The organism is Streptomyces sp. NPDC090108 (assembly GCF_044747185.1).
Classification (GTDB): Bacteria; Actinomycetota; Actinomycetes; order Streptomycetales; family Streptomycetaceae; genus Streptomyces.
In genome coordinates, this window is the sequence record NZ_JBIVDQ010000004.1 from 87221 (window position 1) to 104624 (window position 17404).

14 protein-coding genes are annotated in these 17404 nt (G+C 71.0%); 11 read left to right on the top strand and 3 right to left on the bottom strand.

Annotated elements, in window-relative coordinates; translation table 11 throughout:
* The first annotated feature begins 383 nt into the window (after positions 1 to 383).
* The 3 genes from ACIPRD_RS15520 to ACIPRD_RS15530 all read left to right on the top strand — a co-directional run bounded on the left by ACIPRD_RS15520 (position 384) and on the right by ACIPRD_RS15530 (position 5571).
* A complete protein-coding gene (locus tag ACIPRD_RS15520; RefSeq protein WP_401563297.1) occupies positions 384 to 2357 on the top strand; it encodes an IucA/IucC family protein in 1974 nt (657 codons plus the stop codon).
* A gap of 157 nt (positions 2358 to 2514) precedes the next feature.
* Complete coding sequence (locus ACIPRD_RS15525) at positions 2515 to 3276, top strand: GNAT family N-acetyltransferase (RefSeq protein WP_401563300.1); 762 nt, start codon at positions 2515 to 2517, stop codon at positions 3274 to 3276.
* A 309-nt stretch (positions 3277 to 3585) separates the two neighbouring features.
* Positions 3586 to 5571, top strand: coding sequence for an ATP-dependent DNA helicase (locus tag ACIPRD_RS15530; RefSeq protein ID WP_401563303.1), 1986 nt, complete (start codon positions 3586 to 3588; stop codon positions 5569 to 5571).
* 204 nt (positions 5572 to 5775) lie between these two features.
* On the opposite strand, the gene lexA is transcribed toward ACIPRD_RS15530, so the two are convergent.
* Positions 5776 to 6555 carry a transcriptional repressor LexA gene (lexA, locus tag ACIPRD_RS15535; protein ID WP_356406796.1) on the bottom strand — a complete coding sequence of 260 codons (780 nt, stop codon included), beginning with the start codon at positions 6553 to 6555 and terminating at the stop codon, positions 5776 to 5778.
* Between the two features lie 650 nt (positions 6556 to 7205).
* On the opposite strand from lexA, the gene nrdR reads away from it, so the two are divergent.
* Entirely contained in the window at positions 7206 to 7757 is a 552-nt protein-coding gene (nrdR, locus tag ACIPRD_RS15540; protein WP_356406793.1) for a transcriptional regulator NrdR, read from the top strand.
* A gap of 161 nt (positions 7758 to 7918) precedes the next feature.
* Positions 7919 to 10816: a vitamin B12-dependent ribonucleotide reductase gene (locus ACIPRD_RS15545; RefSeq protein WP_356406790.1), complete on the top strand. Its 2898-nt coding sequence runs from the start codon at positions 7919 to 7921 to the stop codon at positions 10814 to 10816.
* A gap of 241 nt (positions 10817 to 11057) precedes the next feature.
* Here the strand turns inward: ACIPRD_RS15545 and ACIPRD_RS15550 are convergent, their stop codons facing one another.
* Positions 11058 to 11654, bottom strand: coding sequence for a TerD family protein (locus ACIPRD_RS15550; RefSeq protein WP_401563307.1), 597 nt, complete (start codon positions 11652 to 11654; stop codon positions 11058 to 11060).
* Positions 11655 to 11737: 83 nt separating this feature from the next.
* Here ACIPRD_RS15550 and ACIPRD_RS15555 point away from each other — a divergent pair, with 83 nt between their 5' ends.
* The 6 genes from ACIPRD_RS15555 (at position 11738) to ACIPRD_RS15580 (ending at position 16580) form a co-directional block, all read left to right on the top strand.
* Entirely contained in the window at positions 11738 to 12343 is a 606-nt protein-coding gene (locus tag ACIPRD_RS15555) for a YdbC family protein (RefSeq protein WP_356406785.1), read from the top strand.
* A 79-nt stretch (positions 12344 to 12422) separates the two neighbouring features.
* Positions 12423 to 13082: a histidine phosphatase family protein gene (locus tag ACIPRD_RS15560; protein ID WP_356406782.1), complete on the top strand. Its 660-nt coding sequence runs from the start codon at positions 12423 to 12425 to the stop codon at positions 13080 to 13082.
* A gap of 42 nt (positions 13083 to 13124) precedes the next feature.
* Positions 13125 to 14030: an ADP-ribosylglycohydrolase family protein gene (locus ACIPRD_RS15565; RefSeq protein WP_401563311.1), complete on the top strand. Its 906-nt coding sequence runs from the start codon at positions 13125 to 13127 to the stop codon at positions 14028 to 14030.
* Between the two features lie 119 nt (positions 14031 to 14149).
* Positions 14150 to 14740: a DUF402 domain-containing protein gene (locus tag ACIPRD_RS15570; RefSeq protein WP_401563314.1), complete on the top strand. Its 591-nt coding sequence runs from the start codon at positions 14150 to 14152 to the stop codon at positions 14738 to 14740.
* A gap of 435 nt (positions 14741 to 15175) precedes the next feature.
* Complete coding sequence (locus tag ACIPRD_RS15575) at positions 15176 to 15877, top strand: ribonuclease HII (protein WP_401563317.1); 702 nt, start codon at positions 15176 to 15178, stop codon at positions 15875 to 15877.
* Positions 15878 to 15947: 70 nt separating this feature from the next.
* Positions 15948 to 16580 (top strand): hypothetical protein, encoded by a 633-nt coding sequence (locus tag ACIPRD_RS15580; RefSeq protein ID WP_401563319.1) that lies wholly within the window; start codon positions 15948 to 15950, stop codon positions 16578 to 16580.
* Between the two features lie 180 nt (positions 16581 to 16760).
* Here the strand turns inward: ACIPRD_RS15580 and ACIPRD_RS15585 are convergent, their stop codons facing one another.
* Complete coding sequence (locus ACIPRD_RS15585; RefSeq protein WP_356406766.1) at positions 16761 to 17381, bottom strand: hypothetical protein; 621 nt, start codon at positions 17379 to 17381, stop codon at positions 16761 to 16763.
* Positions 17382 to 17404 lie beyond the last annotated feature (23 nt).

A 17404-nucleotide genomic window follows, 5' to 3' on the forward strand; every position in this document is an offset into this window, starting at 1 on the left:
GCGGCCCCGCACCCGTCGCCGCGGCCTGGCCGGCACCGGCCGCACCAGGAACCATCCGCAGCCCTGAACGCGGTAGCTCCGCGATCCTCTCGCCCTCACATCCACCCCTCTCCCGGCTCCGTCACACCGCTCCATCTCCACCCCACTCCCGTCCAGCGCCCCCACCGTCGCCCCGCACTTCCGTCCGCCGGCCCGGACGGGCACCCTTCCCGCCCCGCAGCAGCCCCTCCGACCGCCCAATCTCTCCCCGCTCCGTCGCCCCGCCACGGTCCGCGCCCCGACCCATCTGACCTAGGCCGGTCCGCCCTTCGCCGATCCGGACCCCGACGGCCGAGCGCCCCACCACCCCACCGACTCAAGCCCCCCAGACCCGAGGAGCCGTCTTGACCGCCACCCCCACACCCGACGGCCGATCCGGTACGGGCGACGAGACGGGGGACCCCACCGCCCCCGAAGCCCCGGCCGCTCCCGAAGCCTCGGCAACTCCCTCGCCGCGCGCCGACTCGGTCCCACCGCAGACGCGGCGGGAGCCCACCGCCGAGCGACGAGCCGAGCCCGACGCCGACCCCTTGGCCGACCCCGACCCGCACCGCGCGGCCCAGGCCGCCGCGGTGGACAACCTGCTCCGCTGCTGGATCCGCGAGACAGGCCTCGCCGCCCCCGCCACCCACACCCTCCGTATCTCCCTCCCGGCCGGCGGCACGGCCCTGACCGTTCCCGTCCGCCACTGGTCGCCCACGGGCTGGCACCGCTTCGGACCTCCACGTCACGCCGACGCGCCCGAGGACAGCGCACCCGTCGACGCGGTCACCCTGGCCGCGCTGCTCGCCAGGGAGACGCACGGTGACGCGGGCGTCGGCGCCGCGCACCCCGAGTCCGCCTCCGGCGACGGGGTCGACCTCGTCGTCAGGGTCGCCGACTCGTCGCGCCGTACCGCGGCCTTCCTCCGGGACCGGCGGGCGCATCCCGCCGACGGCCAGGACCTCTTCCTCGGCGCGGAACAGGCCCTGCTCCTCGGCCACCCCCTGCACCCCGCACCGAAGAGCCGGGAAGGATTCACCGAGGCCGAAACCCGCCTGTACTCACCGGAGTCGCGAGGCTCCTTCCCCCTTCACTGGATGGCCGCCGCCCCGGCCCTGCTCGCCACCGACTCGGCCTGGACCGAGCGCGGCCGCCCCGTCACCGCCGACCACCTCACCCGCGAGCTCTGCGGCACCCCGCTGCCCCTGCCCGAGGGGTACGCCGCCCTGCCTCTGCACCCCTGGCAGGCCCGCGAGGTACGACACCGCCCGGAGGTCGCCGTCCTGCTCGACTCCGGACTGCTCCGCGACCTCGGCCCGTTCGGCGCCCCCTGGCATCCCACCTCCTCCGTACGCACCGTCCACCGGTCCGACGCCCCCGCGATGCTCAAGCTGTCGCTGGGGCTGCGCATCACCAACTCCCGCCGGGAGAACCTGCGCAAGGAACTCCACCGCGGAGTCGAGGTGCACCGCCTGCTGCGCACCGGACTGTCCAAGCAGTGGCAGGCCGTGCACGAGAGCTTCGACATCGTCCGCGATCCGGCCTGGCTCGCCGTCGACGCCCCGGACGGACTGCCCGTGCCCGGTCTCGACGTGATGCTGAGGCACAACCCGTTCTCCCCGGCGGATGACGTCGGCTGCGTCGCGGGACTCGTATCGCCCCGCCCGCTCGCCGTACCCGGCGTCGACTCCTCTTCCGGGCAGGGAGGCTGGGCCCACGGTTCCCGCCTCGCCCAGCTCGTCGCACGGCTCGCCGTACACACCGGGCGTCCCGTCGGAGCCGTCGCCGCGGAGTGGTTCCTGCGTTACCTGGAACAGGTCGTACGTCCCGTGCTGTGGCTCGACGGCGAGGCCGGCATCGCCCTGGAGGCCCACCAGCAGAACACGCTCGTCCTGCTGGACCACGACGGCTGGCCCGTCGGCGGCCGTTACCGCGACAACCAGGGCTACTACTTCCGCGAGTCGCGGCGGGCCGATCTCGACGCCCGGCTGCCCGGTATCGGTGAGCACAGCGACACCTTCGTCTCCGACGAGGTCACCGACGAACGGTTCGTCTACTACCTCGCCATCAACAACGTGTTCGGCCTGATCGGCGCGTTCGGCTCCCAGCGCCTCGCCGACGAACGGCTCCTTCTCGCCGCTTTCCGCCGGTTCCTCACCGACGTCGCCACGGGACCCGCCGCCCTGCGCACCACCCTGCCTGGCCGCCTGCTCGACTCACCCGTCCTGCGCTGCAAGGCCAATCTACTGACCCGCCTGCACGGCCTGGACGAACTCGTCGGCCCGGTCGACACCCAGTCCGTCTACGTCACCATCGCCAACCCCCTCCATTCCTGAACCGATCACTGCTCCTCGATCTCCGATCACCACTCCCCGGTCACCGCCCCTAGATCTCCAATCGCCAGTCACCGATCACCAGCCGCCGTCCCGACACATCACCTGCCTCCGTCCGCCGAATCCGTCCCCGGACCTCACCCCGAGCGAGGAGCCCACCGTGCCGCCCACCGACGCGAGCGCCGGACCCGGACTCGATCCCGCACTCGGACCTGGCCCCGCACTCGGAACCGGCCCCACATCCCCGGAGGACAGCGAGGACAGCGAGGACACCCTCGCCCTCCGCCTGCCGGACGGCTTCGGCGCCCTCGGTGACGCCGCGGCACCGGCGGGCCCCGGTTCCGCCCCGGCCGGCGAGCTCGTCGGCGATGTCGCGGCCTGGGGACCGGCCGCCACACCCGTGGGCCTGTTCCGCCTGCTCCCGGTGTGCGTCGAGCGTGACCTGTCGCTCATCCACCGGTGGATGAGCGATCCCGTCGTCGCCGCGTTCTGGGAGCTGGCCGGGCCCCCGGTCGCGACGGCGAACCACCTGCTTTCCCAACTCGACGGCGACGGCCGCAGCGTGCCGTGCCTCGGTCTGCTGGACGGCACCCCCATGAGCTACTGGGAGCTGTACCGTGCCGATCTCGACCCGCTGGCCCATCACTGTCCGGTCCGTTTCCAGGACACCGGGATCCACCTCCTCATCGGCGCCGAGGGCCGAGGGCGTGGGCTCGGTTCCGTTCTGATCCGGGCCGTGTCCGATCTGGTCCTGAACCGGCGCCCCGCCTGCTCACGTGTCGTGGCGGAGCCCGACCTCCGTAACACCCCCTCCGTCGCCGCTTTCCTGAACGCGGGCTTCCGTTTCGCCGCGGAGGTCGACCTGCCCGACAAGCGGGCCGCTCTCATGCTCCGTGACCGGTCCCTGCGCGATGTGTTGTGACGTCACGTGACCGACTGCTCACATGTTGTACGTACGGCGATCCGGTCGAGTTCCCCGCATTCGACCTTTTTCGCTTTTTTCATCCGGGACGCCCGGTCGCCAGCCGATGCCCCGCTCGCCGGCCGATGCCTGGGCCGCCGGTCGATGCCTGGGTCGCCGCCCGGTGCCTTGCGCGCCCGGCTCCCCGCCTCGCCCCGCCCCGCTGCACCCACCCCATCCCGTCGAGTCGAGGAGTCCGGCAGTGATCCGTCCTCTCGTCCCCGCCTCCGCCGCCCGATTGTCAGTGCCGGGCCGTAGGGTGGTCGGGCTATGACGAAGCCCTCACTCCCCGAACTCCTGCATGCCGCCGTCGCAGCCGTCGGCGGCACGGAGCGCCCCGGCCAGGTGGCGATGGCCGAAGCGGTCGCCAAAACGATCGACGACGGGTCCCACCTGCTGGTCCAGGCCGGTACCGGCACCGGAAAGTCGCTCGGCTATCTCGTGCCCGCGCTCGCGCAGGGGGAGCGTGTGGTCGTCGCCACGGCGACGCTCGCGCTCCAGCGCCAGCTCGTGGAGCGCGATCTCCCGCGCACGGTCGACGCCCTCCACCCGCTGCTGCGCCGCCGCCCGGAATTCGCCATGCTCAAGGGCAGGTCGAACTATCTGTGCCTCCACCGGCTGCACGAGGGGATGCCGCAGGACGAGGAGGACGGCCTCTTCGACCAGTTCGAGGCGGCGGCCCCCACCAGCAAGCTGGGCCAGGACCTGCTGCGGATGCGCGACTGGGCCGACGAGACGGAGAGCGGCGACCGCGACGACCTCACCCCGGGCGTCTCCGACCGGGCCTGGGCACAGGTGTCGGTGTCGTCCCGGGAGTGCCTGGGCGCGTCGAAGTGCGCCTACGGCGCGGAGTGCTTCGCGGAGATGGCCCGTGAGCGGGCCAAGCTCGCCGAGGTCGTCGTCACCAACCACGCGCTGCTGGCCATCGACGCCATCGAGGGCGCCCCGGTGCTGCCGCAGCACGAGGTGCTGATCGTGGACGAGGCGCACGAACTGGTCTCCCGGGTCACCGGCGTCGCCACCGGCGAACTCACCTCCGGCCAGGTCAACCGTGCCGTGCGCCGGGCGGCGAAGCTCGTCGACGAGAAGGCCGCCGATCAGCTCCAGACGGCCTCCGAGGGCTTCGAGCGGCTGATGGAGCTGGCCCTGCCCGGCCGCCTGGAGGAGATCCCGGAAGACCTCGGGTACGCGCTGATGGCGCTGCGTGACGCGGCACGGACGGTCATCTCGGTGCTGGGCTCGACCCGGGACAAGTCCGTCCAGGACGAGGACGCCGTCCGCAAGCAGGCGCTGGCCTCGGTGGAGACCGTGCACGACGTGGCGGAACGCGTGCTGAACGGCTCGGAGTACGACGTCGTCTGGTACGAGCGGCACGACCGCTTCGGGGCCTCGCTGCGCATCGCGCCCATGTCGGTCTCGGGTCTGCTCCGGGAGAAGCTCTTCGCCGACCGCAGCGTCGTCCTCGCCTCGGCCACGCTGAAGCTGGGCGGCGACTTCAACGGTGTCGGCGCGTCGCTCGGCCTCGCTCCCGAGGGGGTGGAGGGCGACGACCTGCCGCAGTGGAAGGGCATCGACGTCGGCTCACCCTTCGACTACCCCCGGCAGGGCATCCTCTACGTCGCCAAGCACCTCGCGCGCCCGGCGCGGGACGGCGACCGCACCGACATGCTGGACGAGCTGACCGAGCTGATCCAGGCCGCCGGCGGCCGCACGCTCGGGCTGTTCTCCTCCATGCGGGCCGCCCAGCTGGCCGCGGAGGAGCTGCGGTCCCGGATTCCCGAGTTCCCGATCCTCCTCCAGGGCGAGGAGACACTCGGCGAGCTGATCAAGAACTTCGCGGCCGACCCCAAGACCTGCCTCTTCGGCACGCTGTCGCTGTGGCAGGGCGTCGACGTCCCGGGCCCCAGCTGTCAGCTGGTGGTCATGGACAAGATTCCGTTCCCGCGTCCCGACGACCCGCTGATGAGCGCGCGCCAGAAGGCCGTGGAGGACGCGGGCGGCAACGGGTTCATGGCGGTCGCGGCCACTCATGCCGCACTGCTCATGGCGCAGGGCGCCGGCCGCCTCGTGCGGGCTTCCGGGGACCGCGGTGTGGTCGCCGTACTGGACCAGCGGCTCGCCACCGCGCGGTACGGCGGTTATCTGAAGACCTCGCTGCCCGACTTCTGGTACACCACGGACCGCAATCAGGTCCGCAGATCGCTCGCGGCGATCGACGCGGCGGCGAAGCAGACAGAGGAGCAGACGGAGGAGTAGGCGGGGAAGGGGCCGGGCGGAGCAGGTCCCCGTTCCCGGCTTGTGCCTGAGCCGCCCGTCGTCGGACGGGCGGCTCAGCGACGCCCAGCGTGAGGCTTAGGGATGTCCCTGGAGGGAGCCCAGGCACGTGCAGGGCCCCGGAACCGGCGCAGAGGTTCCGGGGCCCGGTCAGGGAGGAGCCCTGGGGCTCGCTCGCCGCGCGGATCAGACGCGGCGCAGCACGGCGACGACCTTGCCGAGAATGGTCGCGTCGTCGCCGGGGATCGGCTCGTAGGCCGCGTTGTGCGGCAGGAGCCAGACGTGGCCGTCCTCGCGCTTGAAGCGCTTGACGGTGGCCTCGCCGTCGAGCATGGCCGCCACGATGTCGCCGTTCTCGGCCACGGGCTGGCGGCGGACGGTGACCCAGTCCCCGTCGCAGATCGCGGCCTCGATCATGGAGTCGCCGACGACCTTCAGCACGAACAGCTCGCCGTCGCCGACCAGCTGGCGGGGGAGGGGGAAGACGTCCTCGACCGACTCCTCGGCCAGGATCGGACCACCGGCCGCGATACGGCCGACCAGCGGCACGTACGACGCGGCGGGCTTGCCGGCCGTGTCCGTGGGCTGCACGGTCATCGCCTGGTCGGAGCCGCGGACCTCGTAGGCGCGCGGGCGGTGCGGGTCGCGGCGCAGGAAGCCCTTGCGCTCCAGCGCCATCAGCTGGTGCGCGACCGAGGAGGTGCTGGAGAGGCCGACGGCCTGGCCGATCTCGCGCATCGACGGCGGGTAGCCGCGCCGCTGCACGGAGTCCCGGATGACCTCGATCACCCGGCGCTGCCGGTCGGTGAGCCCCGAGCTGTCCGCCCGGATGCCTGGAGGTCGGCCCGGCAGGGAGCGCTTGTGCCCCTCGGGATTCGTGGCTTCGTTCATCGCATGTACCGGCTCGACTCGGCCCTGGACGCGGTCCTGGGCGGTGATGGTGGCACTGTCTGCGGTGGTGGTCACGTCAGCCCCTCTCGATGGTCTCCCTGCTGCACAACGGTAGTTGGTTTCGAAAGGTTGCGCCAAACACACGTTCGAGTGAAAAAGTGCGATTCACCTGACGTGATCATGTTTCCAGGTGTATGGCTTGTCCGGCTGACGGCGGACAAAAATGTCCATTGTTGTACTCTTCACCGCTGAGGTGGGCGACCTCGTGGGTCATGCCCAGTGTGCCATCCGGAATCCCGTATGCCGGGATCCGGGTCCCGTGTGCGCCGGAGTCCCACGTGTCCTCCGTGCCGCGCCCACGGTATCCCCGCAAGCCCGGCGGCGTCCCGCACGCGCGCCCGTGAGTCCGGCTCCCGCCTCCGCGGGGCGCCCGCGTGGGCGCCAGGGTGCCCGACCTGGCCTTTCGCGGACGCGTCGCGACGGGCGCCGGCAACCGCGCTGCGGGCCCATGTGCGGCCGGTTCCGGGCCGACACGCGAGCTCGCCTCCCCGAATGCCTCAATCCCTACATCTAGTGGTTGTATGGCTACTGCGACCCACAAGTTGTGTTTCGGGCGAGCCCCTGGGTCTTCGAGGCCTCCGCGATCGCCTATGCTTAGGGCTGCTTCGAGGGGCCCGTGCGGCCCGGCGAGGCCATGGAGTCTGCTGTGAGGAGGGTTGGAGACCATGCACTGCCCCTTCTGCAGGCACCCCGACAGCCGTGTGGTCGACAGCCGTACGACCGACGACGGCACGTCGATCCGCAGGCGCCGCCAGTGCCCCGACTGCTCCCGTCGTTTCACGACCGTGGAGACGTGCTCGCTCATGGTGGTGAAGCGGTCCGGAGTCACCGAGCCCTTCAGTCGTACGAAGGTCATCAATGGCGTGCGCAAGGCATGCCAGGGACGGCCTGTCACCGAGGACGCGCTCGCCCAGCTCGGCCAGCGGGTCGAGGAGGCGGTGCGGGCCACCGGCAGCGCCGAGCTGACGACCCACGACGTGGGGCTGGCCATACTCGGTCCGCTGCAGGAGCTCGACCTCGTCGCCTACCTGCGATTCGCCTCCGTCTACCGGGCGTTCGACTCGCTCGAGGACTTCGAGGCCGCCATCGCGGAACTGCGGGAAACGGTAAGAGGCCCCGTCGCCGACGACGAAGACGCGCAAGCGGGGAGCCAGGAAGACCAACGCGGGCCCGGGCGGACCACTCAGGTCCCGGTGCCCGCGCACGCCGCCGACTGACCAGCGGACGGAACGGGGAGACCCGGCTTCCGGCCGAGAGGCGGCGATCTCAAGACCTGTCGTGGGCGGCGTTCGAGGGCGCTCGCGACACAAGACAGAACACCGTGCCACGGGAACAAACGGGGCACTTCTGGGCGTTTTTGCCCGTACAGGGAGGCGGCATGACAGAGACGGCGAGCGGTCCGGCACGAGGTTCCCGAGCAAAGGGTGCCAAGGCCACCAAGGGCCTGCGTATCGAGCGCGTCCACACGACCCCCGGCGTGCACCCGTACGACGAGGTCGAGTGGGCGAGCCGTGACGTCGTCATGACCAACTGGCGCGACGGCTCGATCAACTTCGAGCAGCGTGGCGTCGAGTTCCCCGACTTCTGGTCGGTGAACGCGGTCAACATCGTCACCAGCAAGTACTTCCGCGGTGCCGTCGGCACGCCGCAGCGCGAGGTCAGCCTCAGGCAGCTGATCGACCGCATCGTGAAGACGTACCGCCAGGCCGGCGAGGACCACAAGTACTTCGCCTCGGCCGCCGACGCCGAGATCTTCGAGCACGAGCTGGCCTACGCCCTCCTGCACCAGATCTTCAGCTTCAACAGCCCCGTCTGGTTCAACGTCGGTACGCCGCAGCCCCAGCAGGTCTCCGCCTGCTTCATCCTGTCCGTCGACGACTCCATGGAGTCGATCCTCGACTGGTACAAGGAAGAGGGCATGATCTTCAAGGGCGGCTCCGGCGCCGGCCTGAACCTCTCCCGCATCCGCTCCTCCAAGGAGCTGCTGTCCTCCGGCGGCAACGCCTCCGGCCCGGTCTCCTTCATGCGCGGCGCCGACGCCTCCGCCGGCACCATCAAGTCCGGTGGCGCCACCCGCCGCGCCGCCAAGATGGTCGTTCTCGACGTCGACCACCCCGACATCGAGGACTTCATCCAGACCAAGGTCAGCGAGGAGGAGAAGATCCGCGTCCTGCGCGACGCGGGCTTCGACATGGACCTGGGCGGCGACGACATCACGTCCGTCCAGTACCAGAACGCCAACAACTCGGTGCGCGTGAACGACGAGTTCATGACGGCGGTCGAGAACGGCGGCAAGTTCGGCCTGCGTGCCCGCATGACCGGTGAGGTCATCGAGGAGGTCGACGCCAAGGCTCTCTTCCGCAAGATCGCCGAGGCCGCCTGGGCCTGCGCCGACCCGGGCATTCAGTACGACGACGTCATCAACAACTGGCACACCTGCCCCGAGTCCGGCCGGATCACCGCGTCGAACCCGTGCAGCGAGTACATGCACCTGGACAACACGTCCTGCAACCTCGCCTCGCTGAACCTGATGAAGTTCCTCAAGGACGACGGCAAGGGCAACCAGTCGTTCGACACCGAGCGCTTCCAGAAGGTCGTCGAGCTGGTCATCACCGCGATGGACATCTCGATCTGCTTCGCGGACTTCCCGACCCAGAAGATCGGCGAGAACACGCGCGCGTTCCGCCAGCTCGGCATCGGCTACGCCAACCTGGGCGCCCTGCTGATGGCGACGGGCCACGCGTACGACTCCAAGGGCGGCCGCGCCCTGGCCGGCGCCATCACCTCCCTGATGACGGGTACGGCCTACCGCCGTTCCGCCGAGCTGGCCGCTGTCGTCGGCACCTACGACGGCTACGCCCGCAACGCGGACGCCCACAAGCGCGTCATGAAGCAGCACGCCGACGCCAACGGTGTCGCCGTCCACATGGACGACCTGGACAACCCGGTCTGGGCCGCCGCCACGGAGGCCTGGCAGGACGTCGTCCGCCTCGGCGAGCAGAACGGTTTCCGTAACTCCCAGGCGTCCGTCCTCGCCCCGACCGGCACCATCGGTCTGGCGATGTCCTGCGACACCACCGGTGTCGAGCCCGACCTCGCGCTGGTGAAGTTCAAGAAGCTCGTCGGCGGCGGCTCCATGCAGATCGTCAACGGCACCGTCCCGCAGGCCCTGCGCCGCCTGGGTTACCAGGAGGAGCAGATCGAGGCGATCGTCGCCCACATCGCCGAGCACGGCAATGTGATCGACGCCCCCGGCCTGAAGTCCGAGCACTACGAGGTGTTCGACTGCGCCATGGGCGAGCGCGCCATCTCCCCGATGGGCCACGTCCGCATGATGGCCGCGATCCAGCCCTGGATCTCCGGTGCCATCTCCAAGACGGTCAACATGCCGGAGACGGCGACCGTCGAGGAGGTCGAGGAGATCTACTACGAGGCCTGGAAGCTCGGCGTCAAGGCGCTCGCGATCTACCGCGACAACTGCAAGGTCGGCCAGCCCCTCTCCGCCAAGAAGAAGGAGGAGGAGAAGGTCGAGGTCACCGCGAAGTCCGAGGCGACGATCCGCGAGGCCGTCGAGAAGGTCGTCGAGTACCGCCCGGTCCGCAAGCGTCTGCCCAAGGGCCGTCCCGGCATCACCACGTCCTTCACGGTCGGTGGCGCCGAGGGTTACATGACCGCCAACTCCTACCCGGACGACGGTCTCGGCGAGGTCTTCCTGAAGATGTCCAAGCAGGGTTCGACGCTCGCCGGCATGATGGACGCGTTCTCCATCGCGGTCTCCGTCGGTCTCCAGTACGGCGTTCCGCTCGAGACGTACGTCTCGAAGTTCACCAACATGCGCTTCGAGCCGGCCGGCATGACGGACGACCCGGACGTGCGGATGGCGCAGTCGATCGTCGACTACATCTTCCGCCGCCTGGCGCTGGACTTCCTGCCCTTCGAGACCCGTTCCGCGCTCGGCATCCACTCCGCCGAGGAGCGTCAGCGTCACCTGGAGACCGGTTCGTACGAGCCGGCCGACGACGAGGTCGACGTCGAGGGTCTGGCCCAGTCGGCTCCGCGCCAGACCGAGCTGAAGGCCGTCGCCGCTCCGAAGGCCGCCGAGCCCGAGGTGGCCAAGGCCGCCCCGAAGCAGGCGCACACCAGCGCCGAGCTGGTGGAGATGCAGCTGGGCATCCAGGCCGACGCCCCGCTGTGCTTCTCCTGCGGCACGAAGATGCAGCGCGCCGGTTCCTGCTACATCTGCGAGGGCTGCGGCTCGACCAGCGGCTGCAGCTGACACCGGGCGGAACCGCGCCGGACGTGATGTCCGGCGCGGGCCGCGCCGGTAGCTGACCAGCAGCGCACGAAGGGGACCGACCAGTGGTCGGTCCCCTTCCGCGTGCGCCCGGCCGGGGCTCCGCCGATGCCGCAGCGCCCGGGACGCCGTTGCGCTGCCGGGGCGCGGAGCCGCTGTAAGACGAACACGGTGCCGGGTTCCGCCCGTCCCGGGACGGGCCGAGGACCGGCGGGCCTCAGGATCAGGCCGGCCGTCGCCTGCCCATGATCCGGGTGAAGGTCTCCGGGTCGTCCTCGAAACCGTGGACGCCGGGGCGGAGGGCCCACTCGCCGGATTCGTCCCGGACGAACTCGGCGACGGTCGCCGCCGTGGCCGCGAGGGCGGAGCCGAAGTCGTCCTCGGCCAGGACGGTGTGGCCCTCACGGATGCGCATCGCCGGGTTCAGCACGTTCACGAACGTCCGGTGGCCGGAGCGCTGCTGGATGACGACGCCCACCACCACGCGCACGTACCGGGCGTCGAGCCGGTCGAGTTCGAGGGTCATGACCTCGTCCCAGCCGAATCCCTGGCCGTCCGCGCTGTCCCGGTTGAGGAAGATCGTGCCGTCCGGAGAACGGCTGTCGAAGTGCACCAGATAGGCCGGAGCCCCATAGGCGTCGTCCGTCACGAACGTCGCAGCGACGATGTCGAGATCGGTCGGTGGCCGCCCCGCCGGACTCGGGTCCCACTTGAGCGCGACCTCGACCTTGCGGATCCCCTTGCTGAAGCCGGTCAACCCGCTTCCCTCCCCTGACGTCTTCTTGCTCCAACTCCCCTGAAGTCGGCACTTCTTGTCCATCGTGCCATGCGCGGGCGGATGTTGCCCGGGGCATCTCCGCCGAGCGTGACCGGCGCCACGCCTACGGGCCGTACGATGGCGCGGTGCTGGTCAAGTGGATTCGCTGCACCGTGGTGGACCGCCGCGGCTTCGAGCGGGGGCAGCGGAAATGGGCGGGGCTTCTGGGGGAGCCGGGGTTTCGGGGACAGGGCGGAGGATGGAGCCGCCGGCGCCCCGGTGTCGCGCACATCTTCGCGTTCTGGGAGAGCCGTGCCTTCTACGACTCTTTCATGGCCCGGTCCCACGACCGGCTGGCCGCGGCGCAGTCCGGCACGTTCAAGGACCCCCAGGTCAAGCTGTTCGAGTACCGCTTCGACGTGAAGACCGGCTTCGAACCCCGGTTCACCGACAGCGACCTGATCCGGGTGGCACTCTGCCGGGTGCACGAGGAGCGGGTCGACCACTTCACCCTCATGCAGGAAAAAGTCTGGAATCCGGCGATGGCCGGATCGCCTGGCATGATCCGCGGCATGTTCGGTGAGGCACCCGAGCAGGAGTTCCTCGTCCTGTCCATGTGGCGGTCGGCGGCCGAGCACGGAAAGTACCGGACCGAACGCGTGGAGCGTCTGGCGCTCAGGGCGCAGACGGAGGCCGACATCGCCGCCCTCTCGGGCGACATCGTGGAACTGGAGCCCTCGTGGACGGTCTGAGGGGGTGATCCGTGTGACCTACGCCGTATGGGGCCCGTACGGGTGCTCGATCACCCCTGGTTCGATCTAGGGTTTCGGCATGGCACGACCACGGCGCATCGTTCTTGTCCGGCACGGCGAGTCGACCGGCAACGTCGATGACTCCGTGTACGAGCGGGAGCCCGACCACGCTCTCGCACTCACCGAACGCGGCCGGCGGCAGGCCCAGGAGACCGGCAAGGGGCTCCGCGAGCTCTTCGGCCGGGAGCGTGTGAGCGTGTACGTCTCCCCGTACCGCCGTACGCACGAGACCCTGCGCGCCTTCCACCTCGACCCCGGCCTGATACGGGTACGGGAGGAACCCCGGCTGCGTGAGCAGGACTGGGGGAACTGGCAGGAACGCGACGACGTACGCGTGCAGAAGGCCTACCGGGACGCGTACGGCCACTTCTTCTTCCGGTTCCCGCAGGGCGAGTCCGGCGCCGACGTGTACGACCGCGTGGGCGGCTTCCTGGAGAGCCTGTTCCGCAGCTTCGAGGACCCCGACCACCCGCCGAACGTGCTCCTGGTGACGCACGGCCTCGCGATGCGGCTGTTCTGCATGCGCTGGTTCCACTGGACGGTGGCGGAGTTCGAATCGCTGTCGAACCCGGGGAACGCGGAGGTGCGGATGCTCGTTCTCGGAGAGGACGGCAAGTACACGCTCGACCGGCCCTTCGGGCGCTGGCGGGACCCCGAGCCCTTCTGGATGTCCGGATAACCGTACGACGGCGCTCCACCCGAGCGCCTAGAGTGCGGCGCGATGACCTTCGACCTCACGCCCGCAGGGCGTCTGGAGCGCGCCCTGAGCAGTCTGGGCGGACTGGCGGTGGGCGACGCGCTCGGCTCACAGTTCTTCGTACCCGTGAATCTGCCGCTCTTGCGGCGCCGCGAGCTGCCCGCGGGGGCGTGGCAGTGGACCGACGACACGGAGATGGCCTGCTCCGTGGTCGCCGTCCTCGCCGCCCACCAGCGGGTGGACCAGGACGTGCTGGCCCGCTCCTTCGCCGAGCGGCACGACTTCGACCGGGGCTACGGTCCCGCGGTCAACCGCCTGCTGCGCCTCGTCCGGGAGGGTGGTGACTGGCGCGAACTGGCTGCCGCCCTCTTCGAGGGGCAGGGGTCCTGGGGCAACGGAGCGGCCATGCGCATCGCGCCCCTGGGCGCCTGGTACGCCGATGATCCGGAACGGGCGGTTCATCAGGCGGAGCTCTCCGCCCACCCCACGCACCGGCATCCGGAAGCCGTGGCGGGGGCCATGGCCGTGGCCGCGGCGGCCGCGCTGGCGGCTTCGCCCGACGGCCCGCCCGGCGCCGAGCGGCTCCTCGACGGCGTCATCGCCCTGGTGCCGGCGAGTGCCGTAGGGGAGGGGCTGAGGCGCGCCCGCGACCTGCTCGGCCACGACGAGCCCGCCGACGCCGCGGCCGTCCTGGGCTGCGGCCGTCGTACGAGCGCGCAGGACACCGTTCCCTTCGCCCTGTGGTCCGCCGCGCGGGCGCTCACCGACTTCGAGCGGGCGTTCTGGACGACTGCCCAGGCGGGCGGAGACGTGGACACCACGTGTGCGATCGTCGGCGGCGTCCTGGCGTCCCAGGGGGCCGGCGCGCCCCCGGCCGAGTGGGCGGAGCGGACGGAGGCGCTGCCGGACTGGGTGGTTCCGGGGCGCTGACGGAGCGCGGCGGCTGCGGGGGATCCCCGCCATCGTGCCTGCTCCGGGGTGCCATGTTCTCGCGTTCCAGGCGCTGTTGGCCCGCCGTGACCCTCTGGTGGCGAAGGTAGGGTGAGGCGATGTACGGAACCTTCGACGCGGGCACGACCATCGTCCACCGGGAGATCCTCGACGGAGCGGTGTGGCTCTCCTACCCCATGACCGTCGTGTCGGACGGCCCGGTGCTGGCGGCCTACCTGGCCAGGGGAACGCCGCTCACCTTCGGCACCGGCGACTTCCGGTGGGGCCCGCACCCCTGGACGGCCATGGAGCCGTACTGGCTGTCGGACGGCGTGCTCCAGCTCCAGCGGCCGGGCGACGGATACGCCGTGTGGATGCGCCGCGAGGGCGGTGAGTTCAGCGGGTGGTACGTCAACTTCCAGGAACCGATGCGGCGTACGGCCGACGGGTTCGACACCCTGGACCAGGAGCTCGATCTGTGGATCCCGGGCGACGGGAAGCCGTACTCCTGGAAGGACGTCGAGGAGTTCGAGGAGCGGGAACGTTCCGGCGGCTTTCTGCCGGGTGAGGCCGCCGGCGTCAGGAGAGCGGCGGGCCAGGTGGAGGAGCTCATCGCGCGCGGCGCGTGCTGGTGGGAGGAATGGCGTCACTGGAGTGCGCCGCAGGACTGGGACCGGGACCTCCCGGCCGGGACGCCCGTCTCCTCCTGACCGCGCCGGCGGGCACACAAAGAGATCGTTTGCCGGAAGAAATCATCTCCGGCTCGGGGGGGGGAATTCGCCGGAATGCATCCCGGGTCGGAGAGGGTGAATTCCCGCTGGTCCCGCGGGGTGAGGTCGGGGATGGGGAGTGACTTGGGCTGACATCAAACATGCAGGTCAGGGATGTTCGTGTGCTTCGGGTGGGCTCTCCCGTCCTGATCTGAGGACGCCGGTGCGCACGGAATGGAAAACAAGGCGCAGGTCGCGCGAAGCGCCCCCGCTCCACTTTTCCTTCTGTTCGCCGGACGCCCGCTTACCCCTTCGCTGGCGGAAATGCGGAATCCGCGGTGGCGGTCCGGGGTGCCCCCACTCGTCCTCGCTCCCGGCCCGCGCCAGGGGCCGGGGTGTCGCGGGTCGGACCGGTCGGCGTACTCTGAGGACGCCATGCCGTACGAACCACCTACTCATACCGTCGAGCGCTCCCTGCGCGCCACGACCGGAGCGAAGGTCATTGCCGGCGTCGACGAGGTGGGGCGGGGGGCCTGGGCCGGACCCGTCACCGTCTGCGCGGCGATCACCGGACTGCGCCGACCGCCGGAAGGCCTGACCGACTCCAAGCTGCTGACGGTCAAACGCCGCACGGAGCTGGCGGAGACCCTCCAGTCGTGGGTGACGGCCTACGCCCTGGGACACGCGTCCCCGGAGGAGATCGACGACCTGGGGATGACCGCCGCGCTGCGGCTGGCCGCCGTGCGCGCGCTGGAGGCGCTGCCGGTCCGCCCCGACGCCGTCATCCTCGACGGGAAGCACGACTATCTCGGCGCCCCGTGGGCGGTGCGCACGGTGATCAAGGGCGACCGGTCGTGCGTGGCCGTCGCGGCGGCTTCGGTGATCGCCAAGGTCCAGCGCGACAAAATGATGGCCGAACTCGGTGTCGACCATGCAGACTTCGGCTTTGCGGCCAACGCCGGGTATCCGTCACCCGTGCACAAGGCCGCACTGGAGGAGCGGGGCCCCACCCCGTACCACCGCCTGTCGTGGGCGTATCTTGATGCGCTGCCCCAGTGGCGGCACCTCAAGAAGGTCCGCAGCTTGGCGGACGGAGGCGTTCCGGTGATCGAGGGCCAGCTCGGCTTCGATTTCTGACGATTCCATTCGCACTGATGTGCCACCCCCGGTCATCCGTGCCGCACCAACGTTTGATAGACAACAGCTCATGCCTCTCATTCCCGAGGAGCCTCAGATTCACGAGAGTGCCCAGGGTCCCCGTGTCGCTCCGGCCGCCGGCCGCACCGCGCAGACCCCCCGCCCCGTACCCGGCCCCCGCCCCGCGGCTCCGGCCCGCCCCGGTCGACCCGGCCCTCCGCGGCCGGCCCCGCCGGTGCAGCGCACGTCGCGCGAGGCGGCTCCGGCCGTGCCCGGCCCGTCGGGCCCGGCCGCACCTGCCGCCCCCGCGGCCGCCCCGCAGATCCAGCTGATCCCGGCCTCGGCCGAGGGTGCGCTCGACGCCGCTGAGGAGGCGGTGGACCTGCTGCTCGACTCGGGCCGCGCCCCCGGCGAGGTCCTGGTGATCACCACCGGTGCCCAGCACCCGTGGGCCGAGCACGAGCTGTCCTTCGGTGACTCCGCCTACTGGGCGCAGCAGGACACCGGCGACGACGTCTTCTACGCGGACGCCGCCGCGGTGTCCCGTGCCGCGTCCCGTCCCGTGGTCGTCGTCGCCGTCAACGGAGGCCCCGCCTCCGCCGTCGCCGGCGCCCTGCCGCAGGCCCGCACCCGGGCCGGAGAGCTGCTGATCGTCTGCGGTGAACCGCAGCAGGTCGAGCCGCTGCTGGGCACGGGCGTCTGACACGCGCTCCGCGGCCGGCGGCCGCGGGCCGGGAAGACGACCGCTCGCGCGGTCCCGGCACGGCAGAGGCCTTCGCCCCCTCCGGGTGGTTCCGGACCCGTACGCCCAGGACTTCGGTCCTGGGCGTCGTGCGTGCACCGCCTTGTACCCGCGTACGGCCCTGCTGGCCGGCGGCTCTCCTCAGCGTGCCGCCACGCGCCGCAGGACTTCGGAGACCGGGCCGCCGGTACGGGGTGCCAGTGGCGGTACCTCCGACAGGGCGACGGGTTCCGGCGTCGAGTGCGCGTGCGGGCGGCGTCCGCCACGGCCTTCCCCGAGCACCTGCCAGCCCTCCTGGGTCAGCGTGATGTACGCGCCGCAGCGCAGCCCGTGCAGGGTGCACGCGTCGCGCAGCCCCCACATCCAGGCGCCGTCCTCCTCGGTCCAGCGTGCGTCGCCCTCGCGGCAGTAGAGCAGCACGGCGGTGCGTACCGGCGTGCGGCGGCGCAGGTCGTGCGGGATGACCCGGCGGAGCTGGTCGAGCAGCGCGTTGCGGAACATCCAGCCGTCGGCCGGGGCGGGACGACGTGTGAACGACGCGCTGGCGCGCAGCCGTTCGTCCGGATCGAGCACGGCCACGATCGCCGTGGACGGCTTGGGATGATGGCGGGCGTGCAGTCCGCTGACGACCTCGCGTGGGTTGTTCAGCAGGGGGATCGCTGCGGCGGCCCACTCGGCGGGCTCGAGCAGGCGACTGGCGGAGGCGGCGGCTGTGGACGTCGACAACGAGGCCGCCGAGGACGAGGCGAATCCGAAGGTCACGTTCCTCCCTTCGGCTACGCGCC

Bases quoted from the DNA above. Each gene is read 5' to 3' on its own strand.
- ACIPRD_RS15560 (WP_356406782.1), top strand. From the start codon at position 12,423: ATGGCACGACCACGGCGCATCGTTCTTGTCCGGCACGGCGAGTCGACC.
- ACIPRD_RS15545 (WP_356406790.1), top strand. From the start codon at position 7,919: ATGACAGAGACGGCGAGCGGTCCGGCACGAGGTTCCCGAGCAAAGGGT.
- ACIPRD_RS15575 (WP_401563317.1), top strand. From the start codon at position 15,176: ATGCCGTACGAACCACCTACTCATACCGTCGAGCGCTCCCTGCGCGCC.
- ACIPRD_RS15580 (WP_401563319.1), top strand. From the start codon at position 15,948: ATGCCTCTCATTCCCGAGGAGCCTCAGATTCACGAGAGTGCCCAGGGT.
- ACIPRD_RS15565 (WP_401563311.1), top strand. From the start codon at position 13,125: ATGACCTTCGACCTCACGCCCGCAGGGCGTCTGGAGCGCGCCCTGAGC.
- ACIPRD_RS15530 (WP_401563303.1), top strand. From the start codon at position 3,586: ATGACGAAGCCCTCACTCCCCGAACTCCTGCATGCCGCCGTCGCAGCC.
- nrdR (WP_356406793.1), top strand. From the start codon at position 7,206: ATGCACTGCCCCTTCTGCAGGCACCCCGACAGCCGTGTGGTCGACAGC.
- ACIPRD_RS15570 (WP_401563314.1), top strand. From the start codon at position 14,150: ATGTACGGAACCTTCGACGCGGGCACGACCATCGTCCACCGGGAGATC.
- ACIPRD_RS15550 (WP_401563307.1), bottom strand. From the start codon at position 11,654: ATGGACAAGAAGTGCCGACTTCAGGGGAGTTGGAGCAAGAAGACGTCA.